Source organism: Lentzea fradiae (assembly GCF_900100955.1).
GTDB lineage: Bacteria > Actinomycetota > Actinomycetes > Mycobacteriales > Pseudonocardiaceae > Lentzea > Lentzea fradiae.
On sequence record NZ_FNCC01000005.1, the window covers coordinates 178,677 to 195,861 of the forward strand.

The 17,185-nt window shown below is 72.1% G+C and carries 6 protein-coding genes; all 6 read left to right on the plus strand.

The annotated features are described in order from the left end of the window. Positions 1 to 51 precede the first annotated feature (51 nt). The 6 genes from BLT23_RS12980 to BLT23_RS13005 are packed head-to-tail and all read left to right on the plus strand — an operon-like array spanning position 52 to position 17,170. On the plus strand, positions 52 to 786 hold the full coding sequence (locus BLT23_RS12980; RefSeq protein ID WP_176946720.1) for a thioesterase II family protein: 735 nt from the start codon (positions 52 to 54) through the stop codon (positions 784 to 786). Further along, positions 783 to 3,938: a non-ribosomal peptide synthetase gene (locus BLT23_RS12985; RefSeq protein ID WP_090048876.1), complete on the plus strand. Its 3,156-nt coding sequence runs from the start codon at positions 783 to 785 to the stop codon at positions 3,936 to 3,938. The genes BLT23_RS12980 and BLT23_RS12985 overlap by 4 nt, the downstream gene beginning before the upstream one ends. A 14-nt stretch (positions 3,939 to 3,952) precedes the next feature. After that, positions 3,953 to 7,162 (plus strand): non-ribosomal peptide synthetase, encoded by a 3,210-nt coding sequence (locus BLT23_RS12990; RefSeq protein ID WP_176946721.1) that lies wholly within the window; start codon positions 3,953 to 3,955, stop codon positions 7,160 to 7,162. Beyond that, positions 7,159 to 10,122 carry a type I polyketide synthase gene (locus BLT23_RS12995; RefSeq protein WP_090048879.1) on the plus strand — a complete coding sequence of 988 codons (2,964 nt, stop codon included), beginning with the start codon at positions 7,159 to 7,161 and terminating at the stop codon, positions 10,120 to 10,122. Before BLT23_RS12990 ends, BLT23_RS12995 begins: the two co-directional genes overlap by 4 nt. Then, the gene (locus tag BLT23_RS13000) at positions 10,119 to 15,830 is read left to right on the plus strand and encodes a condensation domain-containing protein (RefSeq protein ID WP_090048881.1); all 5,712 of its coding nucleotides are present in this window, start codon (positions 10,119 to 10,121) and stop codon (positions 15,828 to 15,830) included. The genes BLT23_RS12995 and BLT23_RS13000 overlap by 4 nt, the downstream gene beginning before the upstream one ends. Further along, a complete protein-coding gene (locus BLT23_RS13005; RefSeq protein WP_176946722.1) occupies positions 15,830 to 17,170 on the plus strand; it encodes an MFS transporter in 1,341 nt (446 codons plus the stop codon). Before BLT23_RS13000 ends, BLT23_RS13005 begins: the two co-directional genes overlap by 1 nt. Positions 17,171 to 17,185 lie beyond the last annotated feature (15 nt).

A 17,185-nucleotide genomic window follows, 5' to 3' on the forward strand; every position in this document is an offset into this window, starting at 1 on the left:
GCTCAGGATTCCGGAAGGGTGCGCTCAGGGCCGGTCCCTAACTTGGCTCCCGTGAAGGAAAATGGGGGAAGCGACTGGCTGGTCTGCCCCAGGCCCCGGCCGGACGCGGCGCTGAGGGTGGTGTGCGTGCCGTACGCCGGCGGCGGGCCGTCGGCGTTCTGGGACTGGCCCGGCCTGCTGGGCGACGACGTCGAGCTGTGGTGCGCGGTCCTGCCGGGACGGGAACGGCGGTTCGCCGAACCGGCCCTCACCGACCCGGCGCTCATCGGCGCACCGCTCGCCGCGGCGGTCAGGGCCGAGGTCCGCGCACCGCTGGCGCTGTTCGGCCACAGCATGGGCGGGCTCATCGCGTTCGACGTGACGCGCAGGCTCGGTGACGCGGCCGGGCACCTGTTCGTCTCCGCGGCCAAGGCGCCGCGCCTGCCGTTCGGCGACCAGCCGCACCTGCTCGACGACGCGGGCCTGCTGGCCTGGATGACGCGGCTCGGCGGCGTGCCCGAGGACCTGCTGGCGCACGAGGAGATGCTCGCCCTGCTCCTGCCGACGCTGCGCGCCGACCTCGCCGTGTGCGCCGCGTTCCACGGCACGGACGCCGTCGTCGACGTGCCCATCACCGCGTTCTCCGGCACCGACGACCCGCTCGCGTCCGTCGCGGACGTCGCGGCCTGGCAGCACCACACCACCGCCGGCTTCGACCTCGTGGTCCGGCCGGGCGGGCACTTCTACCTCCAAGACGATCCGGCTGCGGTGACCTCGGTCGTCGCCGCCAGGGAAGGTGTGCAGTGACCGAGCACCGCGCCGCGGCCACCCGCGGTCAGCAGCAGATCTGGCTCTCCGACCAGCTCGCGCCGGACGCCACGTTCAACACCGTGCCGGTGCACGTGGACATCACCGGCGACCTCGACACCGACGCACTTGCCGCCGCGCTCACCGCGGTGGTCGACCGGCACGAGCCGTTGCGCACGAGCTACCACCTCGACGGTACGCAGCTTGTCGCGGAAATCCTTCCGGAGGCGCAGGTTTCCGTTTCCGCACGCGACCTGCGCGACCTCCCGCCCGCCGAACGGTCGGCGCGTGCCGCGGCGCTGGTCGCCGCCGAGCTGGCCCGCCCGATCGACCTCTCGACCGGCCTGCCGGTGCGGGTCCTCCTGCTGCGCCTGGAGGACGACCGCCACCAGCTCGTCCTGCTGGTGCACCACATCGCGATCGACGGCGCGTCGGTCGCGGTGCTCCAGGACGAGCTGCCGCGCTGCTACCGGATGGCGGTGGACGGTGAGGTCGTCGCACTGCCGCGACCGCCGGTCGCCTACCGCGACATCGCCGAGCCGTCCGGGAACGCCGAGCACTGGCGCGAGGCGCTGGCCGACCTGCCCGCACCGCTGGAGCTGCCCACCATCCGCACGCGCCCCGCCCCACCGGACTTCAGCGCCGAGGCCCTGCCCCTGGTCGTGCCGGAAGAGCTCGCCGACGCCGTGCGCCGGGTCGCGAGCACCCACCGGTCGTCGTCGTTCATGGTGCTGCTGACGGCGTTCTCCGTGCTGCTGCACCGGTTGACGGGCTCACCGGACGTCGTGGTCGGTTCGCCCTCCGCCGGTCGTGAGCACGCCGACACGCACGACCTGGTCGGCTACTTCGTGACCATGCTGGCGTTGCGGGTGAAGCTCGGCTGGGACCCGACGTTCAGCGAGGCGATGACCGCCGTGCGCGACACCGTGCTGGACGCGCTGGACCACCGGGACGTGCCGTTCCACGAGGTCTGCGCGGCGCTCGGGCAGACCGGTGACGGCGACCGGCACCCGGTCTTCCAGGTCGTGTTCGCCTCCCCGCCGCCGCTGGCCGGTCCGCTGGCCGCGGGCGGGTGCGTCTTCACGTTCACCCAGGGCACCAGCGACCAGGGGCTCTACGACTTGGAGCTGCAGCTGCCCGACTCCGGATCCGGGGAGATGCGTGGCTGGGTCAAGTTCCGCACCGCGCTGTACGACCGGGCGGACGTCCTCGACCTGACCGAACGGTTCGCCACCGTGCTCGGCCAGCTCACGACGACCCCGGACGCGCGCCTGTCGAACCTGTCGCTGCTCTCCGCCGACGAACGCCGCCGGATCGTCCACGACCTCAACGACAACGCGACGGACTACCCCGTGCGCACGCTGGTCGAGCTGTTCGAGGAGACCGCCGACCGGCACTCCGATGACGTCGCCGTCGAGTTCGGCGCGCAGCGGCTCACCTACGCCGAGCTGGACCAGCGCGCCAACCGGCTCGCCGCCCACCTCGGCACCCTCGGCGTCACGACCGGAACCCCGGTGGGAATCCTGCTGGACCGCGGCGTGCACTGGGTCGTCACCGCGCTGGCCGTGCTCAAGGCCGGAGGCGCCTACCTGCCGCTCGACCCCGGCTACCCGGTCGAGCGCCTGCGGGCGCTGTGCGCCGACGCCTCGGCCGCCGTCGTGGTCACCGACCGTCAGGAGGACCTGGGCGTCGAGCTGGTCGACCTGTCCGCGATGGTCCTCACCTGCCCGGCTGACCGTCCACAACGGACAATCACGGCCGACGACCTCGCGTACGTCATGTACACCTCCGGCTCGACGGGCATGCCGAAGGGCGTGGGCGTCAGCCACCGCAACGTCGTCCGGCTCGTCCGCGACACCGAGTACGTCGAGTTCCGGCCCGGCGACCGGGTCGCGCAGGCGTCCACGACCACGTTCGACGCCGCGACGTTCGAGGTCTGGGGCGCGCTGCTCAACGGCGGCCGGCTCGTCGGCCTGCCCAAGGACGTCGCCCTCGACCCGGTCGCGCTCGGGGAGTGGCTGCGCGCCAACGAGATCGCCACGCTGTTCCTGACCACCTCGGTCGCGATGCACGTGGCCCGCGAGCTGCCCGCCGCGCTGTCCGGGTTGCGGTACTTCGTCTTCGGCGGCGAGCAGCCGGACGCCCACGCCGTCGCCGCCCTGGTCGCCCACCCCGGCGGCCCAGAGCACGTCGTCAACGGCTACGGCCCGACCGAGGCCACGACGTTCGCCTCCAGCCACGAGTGCGAACGCGCGGAAGGCCGGGTTCCGCTCGGCCGCGCGCTGAACAACACCCAGCTGTACGTGCTGGACCAGTACCTGGAGCCGGTCCCGCCGATGGCCGTCGGCGAGCTGTGCATCGGAGGTGACGGCGTCGGCCGCGGGTACGTCGGCAACCCCGCGCTGACGGCGGAGAAGTTCGTGCCGGACCACCTGGGCGGCAAGGAGGGCGCGCGGCTCTACCGGACCGGTGACCTCGCGCGGCTCCTGCCCGACGGCACGTTCGAGTACCTCGGGCGGGCGGACCGGCAGGTCAAGATCCGCGGGTTCCGCATCGAACCGGGCGAGGTCGAGGCGTGCCTGCACGGCTCGGGCCTCGTCCGCCAGGCCGTGGTCGTGCCGCGCGAGGACGCCGCCGGGGACGTGAGCCTGGTCGGGTACGTCGTGCTGGAACGGGCCGGTGCCGGCCAGGTCGAGGAGCTGCTGCGGCACGTGCGCGACGCGCTGCCCGCCTACCTCGTGCCGTCCGCGCTGGTGCCGCTGGAGGCGTTGCCGTTGACGCGCAACGGCAAGCTCGACCTGCGGGCGTTGCCGGACCCGGAGGTCGAGGCCGCGGCACCGGAGGAGCCGCGGACGCCGACCGAGGCCGCCGTGGCGGACCTCTGGCGGCAGGTCCTCGGCGCCGAGCCGGTCGGGCGGGACGCCAACTTCTTCGACCTGGGCGGGCACTCGCTCAAGGCCGCCCGGATCCTCTCGCGCATCGAGAACGACCTCGGCGTCCGGCTGCCGATGCGGTCGCTCTTCGACCACCCGACCGTGGCCGGCATCGCGACCGAGGTCGACCGGCTGCGTGACGCCACACCCGTGTCCGCGGGCGCGATCCGGGCAGGGGCCAGGTCCTCGCTCTCCGTCGCCGACCTGCTCGACCTGTGAGAAGGGGAAAAATCGTGCAGGACGTGTTGCGGCGCTTGCGAGCGCTGGACCAGGAGAAGCGCGCGGCCGTGTTCGCGCGGATCGCCGAACACGGCGAGGACTTCAACGTGCACCCGGTGTCGCCGGGCCAGCGGCGGCTGTGGCTGCTGGACCAGCTGCACCCCGGCAGCCCCGTCTACAACGTGCCGTACGCCTTCCGGCTGCGCGGCCCCGTGGACGCGGGGGCGTTGTCGGCCGCGCTGGTGGAGCTCGGCCTGCGGCACGAGGTGCTGCGGACGGTGTTCCTGGACCTCGATGGCGACCCGCGTCAGGTGATCCTGCCGGAGCCGCAGTTCTCACTGGTGGTGACGCACGCCGACGTCACTGATCGGGACGCTTACGCGGTTTCCCGGGCCGCCGAGGCGGCGCGGGAGCCGTTCGATCTCGCCGATGGACCGTTGCTGCGCGCGGAACTCGTCGTCTTCGACCCCACGGACTCGTTGCTGCTGATCTCGATGCACCACATCGTGTGCGACGGGTGGAGCACGCAGCTGCTGTTCTCGGAGCTGAGCACCGTCTACTCCGGACAGCACCTCGGCCCGGCACCCGCGCAGTACCTCGACTTCAGCCGCTGGCAGGCGGAGTGGCTCGACGGGCAGGAGAGCGCCGAACAGCTCGGCTACTGGACCCGGCAGCTCGCCGGGATCCCGCCCGTGCTCGGACTGCCGACGGACCGCCCGCGTCCGGCCGTGATGCGGATGTGCGGCGGCGCCGTCGAGTTCGCCTGGCCCGCGTCGCTCAAGGAGCGGCTCGACGAGTTCTGCCTGGCCGAGCGCGTCACGCCGTTCATGGTTCTCGTGACCGCGTGGAACGTCCTGCTGCACCGCTACTCCGGCGCGGACGACGTCGTCGTCGGCACGAACGTCGGCGCCCGCAGGGTCGAGATCGAGGACGCGGCAGGCTTCTTCGTCAACACCGTCGCCCTCCGCACGAAGATCGACCCGGCGGTGAGCTTCCGGGAGCTGCTGCACCAAGTCCGCGACACGACCCTGGCCGCCCAGCAGCACCAGGACCTGCCGTTCGAACGGGTCGTCGAGGCGCTCGCACCGCCGCGCAGCACCGCGCACCAGCCGGTCGTGCAGACCGTCGTCGGCATGGAGGACGGCCAGCACTCGCTGCTCTCGCTCCCCGGCGTGGACGTGCGGCGCGTCCCCGCGCACTCGGGCACCGCCAAGTGGGACCTGGAACTGGGCGTCACCTCCACCGAGGGCGGCATCACCGGGCTGCTGGAGTACGACAGCGACCTGTACGACCGGGAGACCGCCAGCCGCCTGCTCGGCCACCTGGAGGTGCTGCTGACCGCAGGGCTCGCTGACCCGTCGTGCTCGGTGGGCCGGCTGCCGCTGCTCACCTCGGCCGAGCGGGTGCGGCTGCTGGACGAGTGGAACCCGCACGCCGAGGCACGGCTGGACGGCGTGCTGGTGCACGAGCTGACCGAGGCGTCCGCCGACCGCACACCCGACGCCGTGGCACTCGTGTTCGAGGACCAGGAGCTGACCTACCGGGAGCTGGACGAGCGGGCGAACCGGCTCGCGCACCTGCTCCGCTCGCGTGGCATCGGGCGCGGTGACCTCGTCGGCATCAGCCTGCCGCGCTCGCTCGACCTCGTGGTGGCACAACAGGCCGTGCTCAAGTCGGGCGCCGCGTACGTGCCGCTGGACCCTGAGTACCCGGCAGACCGGCTCGCGTACATGGTGTCCGACTCGGGGCTGCGGCTGGTCGTGACGCTGGACCGGTTCGCGGCACGGTTCCCCGGCGCCGACGCGTTGCCGCTGGACGAGACCGACCTGTCCGGCCTGCCCGCCGACCGTCCACACCGGACGATCGAGCCGGACGACCTGGCGTACGTCATCTACACGTCCGGCTCCACCGGCAAGCCGAAAGGCGCCATGCTGCCGCACCGGGGCGTGGCGAACCTCGCGGACGAGCTCGCGCGGATGCTCGGCATCGGGCCGGGCAACCGGATGCTGCAGTTCGCGTCGTTCAGCTTCGACGTGTCGGTGGCCGACATCATGGTCACGCTGAGCGCGGGCGCGACCGTCGTCCTGGCGGCGCAGCACGACCTGCAACCCGGCCCCGACCTCGCCCGCACGATCAACTCCCAGCGCGTCGACGTGGCGTGCCTGCCGCCGACCGTGCTGCGGCTGACCGACCCCGCGCTGGTGCCCGGCCTGCGCACGCTGATGGCGGGCGGCGAGGCGTGCCCGGACGAGGTCGCGGCGGCGTGGGCACCCGGTCGCCGGTTCATCAACATCTACGGCCCGACCGAGGCGAGCATCTGGATCACGTCGACGGAGTGCGACGGGACCGAGAGCCCGCTGCCGATCGGCCGGCCGATCAGGGGCAACACCGCGTACGTCCTCGACGAGCACCGCGAGCCGCTGCCCGCCGGCATCCCCGGTGAGCTGCACCTCGGCGGAGTGCAGGTCGCCCGCGGCTACCTCGACCGGCCGGAGCTGACCGCGGAACGGTTCGTGCCGAACCCGTTCGGTGCGGGGCGTCTGTACCGCACCGGTGACCTCGCGCGGTTCCTGCCGGACGGGCGGATCGAGTTCCTGCGCCGCCTGGACGACCAGATCAAGCTGCGCGGGTACCGGATCGAGCTCGGCGAGATCCAGACCGCGGTGGCCCAGCACCCGTCGGTGCGGGCGGCCGTCGTCATCGCCCGCGAGGACGTGCCCGGCGACGTGCGGCTGGTCGCCTACGCGGTGGCCGGGCAGGGGCACCGGATCGACCCGGCCGAGCTGCGCGCACACGTGCGGCGCGGGTTGCCGGAGTACATGGTGCCGTCGGCGTTTGTCGAGGTGCCGACGATCCCGCGCAACCCCAACGGCAAGCTCGACCGCCGCGCGCTGCCCGCGCCGGAGTCGGTGCGCACCGAACGGGTCGTGGTGCCGATCGGCAACCGGACCGAGCGCGCGATCTCGGACGTCTGGCGCGAGGTCCTGCGGACGGACCGGGTCGGCGCCGACGACAACTTCTTCGACCTGGGCGGCAACTCCGTGCTCCTGGTCAAGGCCCGCAGCCGGCTCGCGGAGGTGTTCGAGCGGGAGGTGCCGACGGTCATGTTGTTCACCTACCCGACCGTCCGCGCGCTGGCTGCCCACTTCGACGGGACCGGCACGACCGCGTCCCGCGCGTCCGGCGGCAGGGGAGCCCTGCTCGCCAGGGGGAGGAAGGCATGACCGGGTACACCGGGTTCGAGATCGCCGTCGTCGGACTGGCGGGCCGGTTCCCCGGAGCGTCCGATGTGGACGCTTTCTGGGCGAACGTGCTCGCAGGCGAGGTGGGCGTCCGCCGGTTCACCGACGAGGAGCTGGACGCCGCCGGCGTACCGGAGCATCGCCGTGCCGAACCGGGTTTCGTGCCGATGGGCGGGGCGCTGGACGGCATCGAGCACTTCGACGCCAAGCTGTTCGGCTACAGCCCGCGTGACGCGGCGGTGCTCGACCCGCAGCACCGGGTGTTCCTGGAGTGCGCCTGGCACGCGCTGGAACACGCCGGGCGCCTCGGCGACGGGGAAGGCGTCGGCGTCTACGCATCGGCGAGCATCAACACCTACCTGCTGCGGCACCTGCTGGGCAACCCGGCCGTGCCGGGCGGGTTGCAGCCGCTCGACCTCATGCTGGCCAACGACAAGGACACGCTCGCCAGCCGCGTCTCCTACCACCTCGACCTCACCGGACCCGCGATCACCGTGCAGACGGCCTGTTCGTCGTCGCTGGTGACGATCCACGTGGCGTGCCAGGCGCTGCTCGGCCGCGACTGCGACACCGCGCTCGCCGGTGGTGTGTCGATCAGGCCGCCGGTCCACGAGGGCTACGAGCACACCGAGGGCGGAATCCTCGCCGCGGACGGCCGCTGCCTGCCGTTCGACGCCGACGCGCACGGAGTGGTGGCGGGCAACGGTGTCGCCGCCGTGGTGCTGCGCCGCTTGGAGGACGCACTGGCCGACGGTGACACGATCCACGCCGTCATCAAGGGCACGGCCGTCAACAACGACGGCGCGGGCAAGGTCGGCTTCACCGCGCCCAGCGTCACCGGTCAGGCACGGGTGATCAGGGCGGCGCACGAACTGTCCGAAGTGGACCCGTCGACCATCGGGTACGTCGAGGCGCACGGCACCGCCACCCCGCTCGGCGACCCGATCGAGGTGGCCGCGCTGACCCGGGCGTTCGATCCCGCACCCGCGTCGTGCGCGCTGGGGTCGGTCAAGGCGCTGATCGGGCACCTGGACGCGGCGGCCGGTGTCGCCGGGTTCGTGAAGGCCGCGTTCGCCGTCCGCGACGGCGTGGTGCCGCCGAGCCCGTACTTCACCACGCCCAACCCGGAGACGGGGCTGGAGCACAGCCCGTTCTTCGTCAACCGCGAGGCGCTGCCGTGGCCGTCGCCGCGCAGGGCCGGGGTGAGCGGGTTCGGCATGGGCGGTACGAACGCCCACGCGGTGCTGGAGGAGCCACCCTCACCCGAGCCGATGGGACCGGCGCGCTCCCGGCAGCTGCTGGTGCTGTCGGCCGCGACCGAGCAGGCGCTGGAGGAAAGCCGACGCCTGCTCGCCGAGCACCTCGCCGGGGACGGCCCGGAGCTCGCGGACGTCGCGCACACGCTCCGGGTCGGCCGCCGCGCGTTGCGGCACCGGCTGGCCGTCGTGGCGGGCGACCGTTCCTCGGCCGGTGAGGCACTGGCCGGGGCGTGGACCGGGGCTGGGGAACGCGGTGACGTCGTGTTCCTGTTCCCCGGCCAGGGTTCCCAGTACGCCGGCATGGCCGCACAGCTCGCCGAGGAGGAACCGGTGTTCCGCGCGGTGCTGGACGAGTGCGACGCGCTGCTGCCGTTCGACCTGCACGAGGTCCTCGGTGACGAGGAGCGGCTGGCGCGCACCAGGTTCACCCAGCCCGCGCTGTTCGCCGTCGAGTACGCGCTCGCGAAGCTGTGGGAGCACTGGGGTGTCCGCCCGTCCGCCATGCTCGGGCACAGCGTCGGCGAGTACGTGGCCGCCTGCCTGGCCGGGGTGTTCTCGCTGCGGGACGCCCTGACCCTGGTGACGGCACGCGGTGAGCTGATGGACGCGCTGCCCGCCGGGGCGATGCTGTCGGTGCCGCTGGGCGCCGACGAGCTGGAGCTGCCCGGCGACGTGTGCCTGGCCGCAGCCAACGCACCGAAGCTGAGCACGGTCGCCGGCACGTTCGAGGCGATCGACCGGTTCGCCGCGACGCTCAGCGTCACGAGCCGCCGCCTGCGCACCTCGCACGCCTTCCACTCGTCGATGATCGACCCGATGCTGGCCGAGTTCGCCGCACGAGTGCGGGCGGTCGAGCTGCGGGAGCCGGTGCTCCCGTTCGTCTCCAACGTGTCCGGCACGTGGATCACGGCGCCGGAGGCGACCGACCCCGGCTACTGGGTCCGGCACGCGCGGGAAGCCGTGCGGTTCAGCGAAGGTCTTCGCACGGCACTGGCCGGTGGACCGGTCACCCTGCTGGAGGCCGGTCCCGGAAACGTGCTGACCACCTTGGCGCGTCAGCACGACCTCGCGAGCGGGGGACACGCGGCGCTCGGGTCGTTGCGCCACCCGCGGGAGGACAAGCACGACCTCGACACCGTGCTCGCCGCGCTGGGCAGGCTGTGGATCGCCGGTGCGCCGGTCGACCTCGCCGCCGTCACCTCGGACGAACGGCGCCGCCGCGTCCCGTTGCCCCGGTACCCGTTCGAGAAGGCCCGGCACTGGATCGACCTGCCCGGCACCAAGGCCGTGGCACAGGTCGAGGCCCAGCCCGTCGCCGTCAAGGCCGAAGCCGTGGCCGAGGGCGACCTGGCCGTGGTCACGGGAATCTGGCAGGAGCTGCTCGGCGTCGCGCGCATCGGCCCGCACGACGACTACTTCGAGCTGGGCGGGCATTCGTTGCTGGCCACCCAGATCCTCGCGCGGATCACCGCCGACCTCGGGGTCGCGCTGCCCGCCGGAGCGATCTTCGAAGCGCCGACCCCGGCGAAGCTCGTCGCGCTGCTCGACCGCACGCGTGCCCAGCGGCCGGACGAGGACGACGAGTTCGCCCGGCTGCTCGCCGAGATCCGCGACATGTCACCGGAACAGCTGCGGGCCGAACTGGACCGCGAGCGGGACGCCCAGGAGATCTCCCAGTCATGACGGACAACCTGACCAGCTCACTCACCGAGGAACAGCGGCAGCTGCTCGCGTTGCGGCTGCGCAACGCCGACCGCTCGCAGCCCGTGTCGTTCACCCAGGAACAGCTCTGGTTCCTCGACCGCCTCGACCCCGGCAACCCCGCCTACGCGATCCCGTTCGGCCTGCGGCTGACCGGGCCGCTCGACCGCACCGCCCTCGAACTGGCCGTCGGCCGGGTCGTGGACCGCCATTCCGCCTTGCGCACCACGTTCTTCGAACGCGACGGCGAGCTGCGGCAACGGGTCCACGACACGGTGCCGATCGCGATCGGCGTCACCGACCTGTCGGGGAACCCGGACAGGGCGGACGAGGTCGCACTGGAGCACGCGCGGCACGTGTTCGACCTGAGCAACGGCCCGCTGGTGGCGTTCCGGCTCGTCGTCCTCGGCGAGGAAGAGCACCTGCTCCTCGTGACCGCGCACCACATCGTGTTCGACGCGGCGTCGGCCGACGTGTTCAGCGCCGACCTCGCCGCGTTCTACGGCGGCGAGGCGCTGCCCGAGCTGACGACGACGTTCGGCCGGCACGCGGCGGCGGAACGGCGCAGGCTCACCCCCGAGGTGATGGACGGGCACCTGGCCTACTGGCGGGACAAGCTCGCCGGCAGCCCGGCCCGTTCGACCGTGCCGTCCGACCTGCCCCGCCCCGCCGTGCAGACGCACACCGGCGGACGTCGTCACTTCGTCGTCCCGGCCGGCCTGACCGAGCGGCTCGCGGCGAAGGCCCGTGCCCTCGGCGTGTCGCTGAACGCCGTGGTGCTCAGCGGGTTCGCCGCCCTGATCGGCCAGGAACGCGTGCTGCTCGGCATGCCGGTGAGCGGCAGGGGCCGTCCCGAGCTGGAGCGCATGGTCGGCTCGCTGGCGAACATGCTGGTGCTGCGGGTCGACCTGGACGGCGACGTGAACGACGTCGTCCGCGGCACCCACCGCGCGATCAGCGAGGCGTACAGCCACCAGGACGCGCCCTACGCACGGGTCGTGGAGGCGGTCGACCCGCCGCGCGACCCGAGCCGGAACCCGCTGTTCCAGGCCATGCTCAGCCTCACCGAGGCCCCCGCGGCACGGGTGGCGCGCGGCGTCGAGTTCAGCCCGTTCGAGGTCGACAACGGCCTGACGGACTTCGACCTGTTCGTGGTGCTGTCCCGAGTGGACGGTGAGCTGCGCGGGGTGCTCGGCTACAACGCCGACCTGTACCTGGAGGAGACGGTCGCCGAGCTGGGTGAGCGGTTCCTCGCCGTTCTCACCGACCTGGTGGCGGACCGGCCGTTGCGGCGCAGGGACCGGATCTCCGTCGCGGCCACCTTCACCGCCGACCCGCTGCGCGAGCCGCTGGACGTGCTCCACGGCGTGCTGCGCCTGCCGGTCGACGTCGAGCTGGCACCGTACGGGCAGACCGTCCAGCACCTGCTGCGCGGCGACGACGGTCGGCTCGCCGACGTCGTGCTGCTGCGCTGGGAAGACTGGCTGCGGCACGGTGACGCCGTCGAGGCGTCCTGGCGGGAGCTGGAGACCGCGGTCGAGGCGTACCGGCAGCAGTCCTCGGCGCCGCTGTACCTGGTCGTGTGCCCGTCCGAGAAGCCGTTCGGGCACCTGGACGACCGGCTCGCGGTGCTCGCGGACCAGACCGAGGGCGTGCACGCCGTGTGGTTCGCGGACTGGGCACAGACGCTGCCGGTCGGCACCGCGTTCGACCCGCAGGCCGACAAGCTCGGGCACGTCCCGTACACGCCCGAGATGTTCGCCGCGCTGGCGATCCTGCTGACCCGCGCCCTGCACCCGTCCACCGGGCGCCTGCACCTGCTGGACACCGCGCTGGGTGACCCGGCGTCGCTGGCCTCCCGTGCCGCGCCTTCCGTCAGGGCCGTCGCGGTGGACACCCCGCCCGTCGCGCCGCGCACCCCGACCGAAGAGCGGCTCGCCGCCGTGTGGCGCGAGGTGCTGAAGGTCGAGGAGGTCGGTGTCACGCACGACTTCTTCGCGCTCGGCGGCCACTCGCTGCTGGCGACGCAGCTGTTGTCCAAGGTGTTCGCGGAGTTCGGCGTCGACGTGTCGTTGCACGCCCTGTTCACCCACCCGACCGTCGAAGCGCTGGCCGAGCTCGTCGAGGAGCCCCGGGAGACCGGGCGTCCGCTGTCGCCGGTGTCGCGCTCCCAGGCCCTCGAACTCTCGGCGATCCAGCAGCGCATGTGGGCCGCGACGCAGCTCGATCCCGCCACGACCCGGATGAACACGACGTTCGCGGTGGCGTTGCGCGGCGCACTGGACGTCCCGGCGCTTCGGTCTGCGGTGGCGGAAGTGGTGCGCAGGCACGAGATTCTGCGCACGACGTTCACCGAGCAGGACGGACGGCCGGTCATGGTCGTGCACCCGTCGCTCGGCTGCTGGCTGCCCGAAGCCGAGGGCACGCCGGAGGAGTTCCTGCGAGAGCACACCAACCACGTCTACGACCTGGAGAACGGCCCGCTGCTGCGTGTCCGGCTCGTTCGTACAGGTGTGGACGAGCACCACTTGCTGCTCGGCATGCACCACATCGTCTGCGACAACACGTCCTGGGGCGTGCTGCTCGCGGAGCTGTCCGCCTGTTACAGCGGGGGCGAGCTGCCCGAGTTGGAGGTGCAGTACGCGGACTACGCGGCGTGGCAACAAGACCTGCTCACGGACGACGCACTCGCGCCCCACCTCGACCACTGGCGTACGTACCTCGCCGGTGCGCCCTCACAGCTCGAACTGCCGGCGGAACGCCCCGAGCGCAACGAGACCAGACGCATCTCGTCCGCGGTGCCGGACCGGGTCGCGGACGCGGTGAAGGACCTGGCCCGTGCCGAGGGCAGCACGCCGTTCGCCACACTGCTCGCCGCGTACGCGGTGGTGTTGTACCGGCGCAGCGCCCAACCGGACGTGGTGCTGAGCGTGCCGCAGCAAGGCAGGCCGCGCCCGGAGGTCGAGCACCTGGTCGGCTGCTTCACCGACCTGTTGCCGATCCGTGTCGACCTGGGCGGGCGGATCACGTTCCGGCAGGCGCTGCAACGGGTGCACCGCGCGATGGTGGACGGCTACCGGCACGCCGACGTGCCGTTCTCCAGCGTCGCGCACGTGCTGCCACGGCAGAAGGGGCGGCACCCGGTCTACCAGTGCGCGTTCAACTACGCGGACCTGCCGGAGGAGGCCCTGTCGTGGCCCGGCCTCGCGGTGGAACCGCTGGAGGTGCCGGTCACCAGCCTCGACTTCGACCTGTTCCTCACCCTGACCACCGAGCACGGCGAGCTGGCTACGACGCTGGAGTACAGCGCCGACCTGCTGACCCCGGGCGGCGCCACCGAGCTGCTGGACGGCTTCGTCGCGCAGCTTGGCGAGCTGGTGGGGGAACCGGACGCCCAGATCGTCGTCGCGCAGTCCGTTGTGGACGGACAGTCGCTGAGTGTCATCTCGTCCCGCCCCGCCGACGCCGTGCTGGACGTGGTGTCGGACTGGTCGGCGAAGCTCGGCCACCCGCTCACCCTGCGCACCACACCGCCCGGCCAGGTCCTGCGCCCGTTGCTGGACCCGGCAGCCGGCCTGGACGGGGAGACGACCGCGCTGGTGCTGCGCTGGGAGGACCTGTTCGAGGGCGGCGTCGCCGGGTTCGAGCTCGCGTTCGCCCGGCTGTGCACCGCGATCGAACGGTGGACGGACCGCACGGGTGCGGCGCTGACGGTACTGGCGACGTCGGAGCGTTCGGACGTGCCGTGGCCCGGCGTGTTCGGCCACGCCGCCGACCGCCTGGCCAGCCGGTTCCCCTCGGTGTCCGTCGTCGACCTGCTGACGGCCACCGGTGAGCAGGACGTCGTGCTGGGCACCGCACTGGCCCGGCTGGCGCTCGGCGAACTGCCCGAAGAGCCACAGCACCGGACGGAAGCTCCGCGCACCGAGGAAGAACGCGCGCTCGCGGCCGTGTGGCAGGACGTGCTGAAGGTCTCGGAGGTTGGCGTCCACGACGACTTCTTCGAGCTGGGTGGCGACTCGATGACCGCGATCCAGGTGGTGTGGCTCGCGAACCAGGCGGGGATCAAGTTCACGCCCGCGCAGCTCACGGCCAAGCGCACGGTCGCGGAGCTGCTGCGGGTGCCGATGACCGAGGAACAGCAAGCGCTTGCGGCCGTGTGGTGCGAGGTGCTGAAGCTGGACGAGGTCGGCCCGCACGACGACTTCTTCGAGCTGGGTGGCGACTCCATGACCGCGATCCAGGTGGTGTGGCTCGCGAACCAGGCGGGCATCAAGTTCACCCCGGCCCAGCTCACCGCCAAGCGCACGATCGCCGAACTGTGCGCGGCGACCGCGCCGCAGCAGGTCGCCGACCAGGGGCCGGTCGAGGGCGACTTCCCGGCCACCGGCGCCCAGCGCTGGTTCTTCGAGGCACTGGCCACGTCGATGGCCTCGCCCTCGCACTTCAACCACCCCTACTACCTCGAACTGCGCGTCCCGGCCACCCCCGAGCAGCTGGAGCAGGCCACGAACGCGCTCGTCGCCCACCACGACGGGCTGCGGCTCCGGTTCCGCCGGGAGGGCATCGACTGGTACGCCACGCACGGCCCGGTCGAGGGTGCGATGCCGTTCGTCTCGTTCGACGTCTCCGGTGCCGCCGACCGCGAGCAGGCCATCGAGAACCACCTCGGCGAGGTGCACCCCACGCTCGACCTCGAACGCGGCCCGCTGGCCAAGGTCGTCCACTTCGGACTCGGCGGGCACGGCCCCGACCGCGTGATGGTCATCTGCCACCACCTGGTCACCGACGGCGTCTCGCGCAGCCTGGTTCTGGAGGACTTCCAGAACGCGCTGCGCCAGGTGCTCGCCGGGCAGCCGGTCGACCTGGGCGCGAAGACCACGTCGTTCAAGGACTGGGCGCTCGTGGTCGACGAGTACGCCCGCAGCCCGCGACCGCTGGCGGAGCTGGAGTACTGGGAACGCCAGGCCCCCGGAGCCGAGGAGATCACCCCGGACCTCCCCGGCGTCAACACGTTCGGCGTCATGAAGGACATCCACACCACGATCGACGCCGAGACGACGTCACGGCTGCGCGAGCTGGCCAAGGCGCACCAGGTCGGGGTGAGCGACCTGTTGGTCTGGGCGTCCGTCCGGATGGCGGCCGAACGGCATGGCAGTCGCGAGTGGACGATCGCCACCACCGGCCACGGCCGGGAGGCGCTGGCGGACGGGCTCGACCTGTCCAGGACCGTCGGCTGGTTCCAGGTCATGTACCCGGTCCGGCTCACCCTGCCCGAGGGCGCCGACACCGACGCGGTCGTGTCGCTCGCGCGGCAGCTGGGGCAGGTGCCGGTCAACGGTCTCGGCTACGGCCTGCTCCGCTACAACCACCCGGACCCGGCCGTGCGGCAGCGGCTGGAGACGCCGAACCCGCAGCTGACCGTCAACTACGCGGGCGCGTTCGGGTTCACCGACCTCTCCAGCGCCGACGAGCTGTTCGGCCTCTGCCAGGAGGAGCTGGGCGTGCTCCAGGACCCCGGCACCGTCTGGCCCGGCCGGATCGACGTCGTCGGGTCGCTCGTCGGCGGCCGGATCCGCGTCGAGATGAACTACGGCACCGAGATGTACCTGCCCGAGACCGCGCACCGGATGCTCGGCCGGATCGAAGAGCTGCTCCGCCGGCTCGTGGACAAGAACAGGACGGCATGATGGCCAAGCCTTCGGGATTCGGCGCTTTCACGATCATGTGGGCGGGACAGCTGCTGTCCGCCCTCGGCACCCGTATGACGAACTTCGCGCTCAGCATCTGGGTGTGGCAGCACACCGGTTCGGCCACGGCGATGGCGCTGATGATGTTCTGCGGCTTCGGCTCGACCGTGCTGTTCAGCCCGCTGGCCGGCAGCCTGGTCGACCGGCTCAGCCGCAAGGTCTCGATCATCATCAGCGAGATCGGCTCGATCGCCGTCACGTTCATCCTGCTGGCGCTGTTCCTCGCGGACTCGACCCAGCTCTGGCACCTCTACCTGGTCAACGTGCTGACCGGCGCGCTGCTCGCGATCCAGGGGCCGGCGATCGGCGCGACCATCGCGCTGATGATGGAGCGCGGGAAGTTCCTGCGGGCCAACGCGATGATGTGGTCCGTCAAGAGCCTCCCGGTGATCTTCGCTCCGGCACTGGCCGCCACGTTGCTCAGCCTGACCGGCATCGAGGCGATCCTGCTGCTCGACGGCCTCACCTACGTGGCCGCCATCGTCACCGTGCTCGTCGTGCACATCCCGCGAGTGCCCGGTGGAGACCGGGAGAAGAGCAGCTTCTGGCAGGACTGCGTCTTCGGCTTCCGCTACATCGTCGAGCGGCCACCGCTGCTCGCCGTGCAGGTCGTGCTGTTCTCCATCAGTCTCCTGGCCGCGTTCGCGTGGGCGTTGATCGTGCCGCTGGTGCTCGCCCGCACGATGGGCGACGAGGGAACGCTCGGCCTGGTGCAGAGCATCGGCGCGGTCGGCGGTGTCCTGGGTGGCACGATGCTGGCCTTCATGCGGCCGCCGCGGCGCAAGATGCTGGTGGTCCTCGGCGCGATCCTGGTGTTCAGCATCGTCGGCCGCATCCTCTACGGCGTCGGTGACGGCCTGATCGCGTGGGCCGCGGCGATGTTCTTCGTGGAGCTGACCATCCCGTTCATCGACGGCCTGGCGCAGACGATTTGGCAGGAGAAGGTCGACCCGGCCGTGCAGGGCCGCGTCTTCGCCGCCCGCAACTTCTTCGAGAACCTCTCGGTCCCGATCGGCTTCGCCGCCGCCGGCCCGCTGGTGGACAAGGTGCTGGAACCCGCCATGCGTGGCGACACGGCGCTCGCGGACGCGTTCGGCTGGCTCGTCGGCACGGGACCGGGATCGGGCATCGGCCTGCTGTTCGTGGCCGTCGGTGTGCTCGGCGCGGGTGTCGGCGTCGCGGGTCTGCTGAGCCGCAACGTCCGCGAGGTCGAGACCCTCGTGCCCGACCATGAGCCGGAGCCCGGACCGCTTGACCGCCAGCCCGCGCTGGCCGACTGACAGTGAAGGGGGAGA

What these genes read in the sequence shown, in the direction of transcription:
- BLT23_RS13005 (WP_176946722.1), top strand. Translation starts at nt 15,830, where the DNA reads ATGGCCAAGCCTTCGGGATTCGGCGCTTTCACGATCATGTGGGCGGGA.
- BLT23_RS12995 (WP_090048879.1), top strand. Translation starts at nt 7,159, where the DNA reads ATGACCGGGTACACCGGGTTCGAGATCGCCGTCGTCGGACTGGCGGGC.
- BLT23_RS13000 (WP_090048881.1), top strand. Translation starts at nt 10,119, where the DNA reads ATGACGGACAACCTGACCAGCTCACTCACCGAGGAACAGCGGCAGCTG.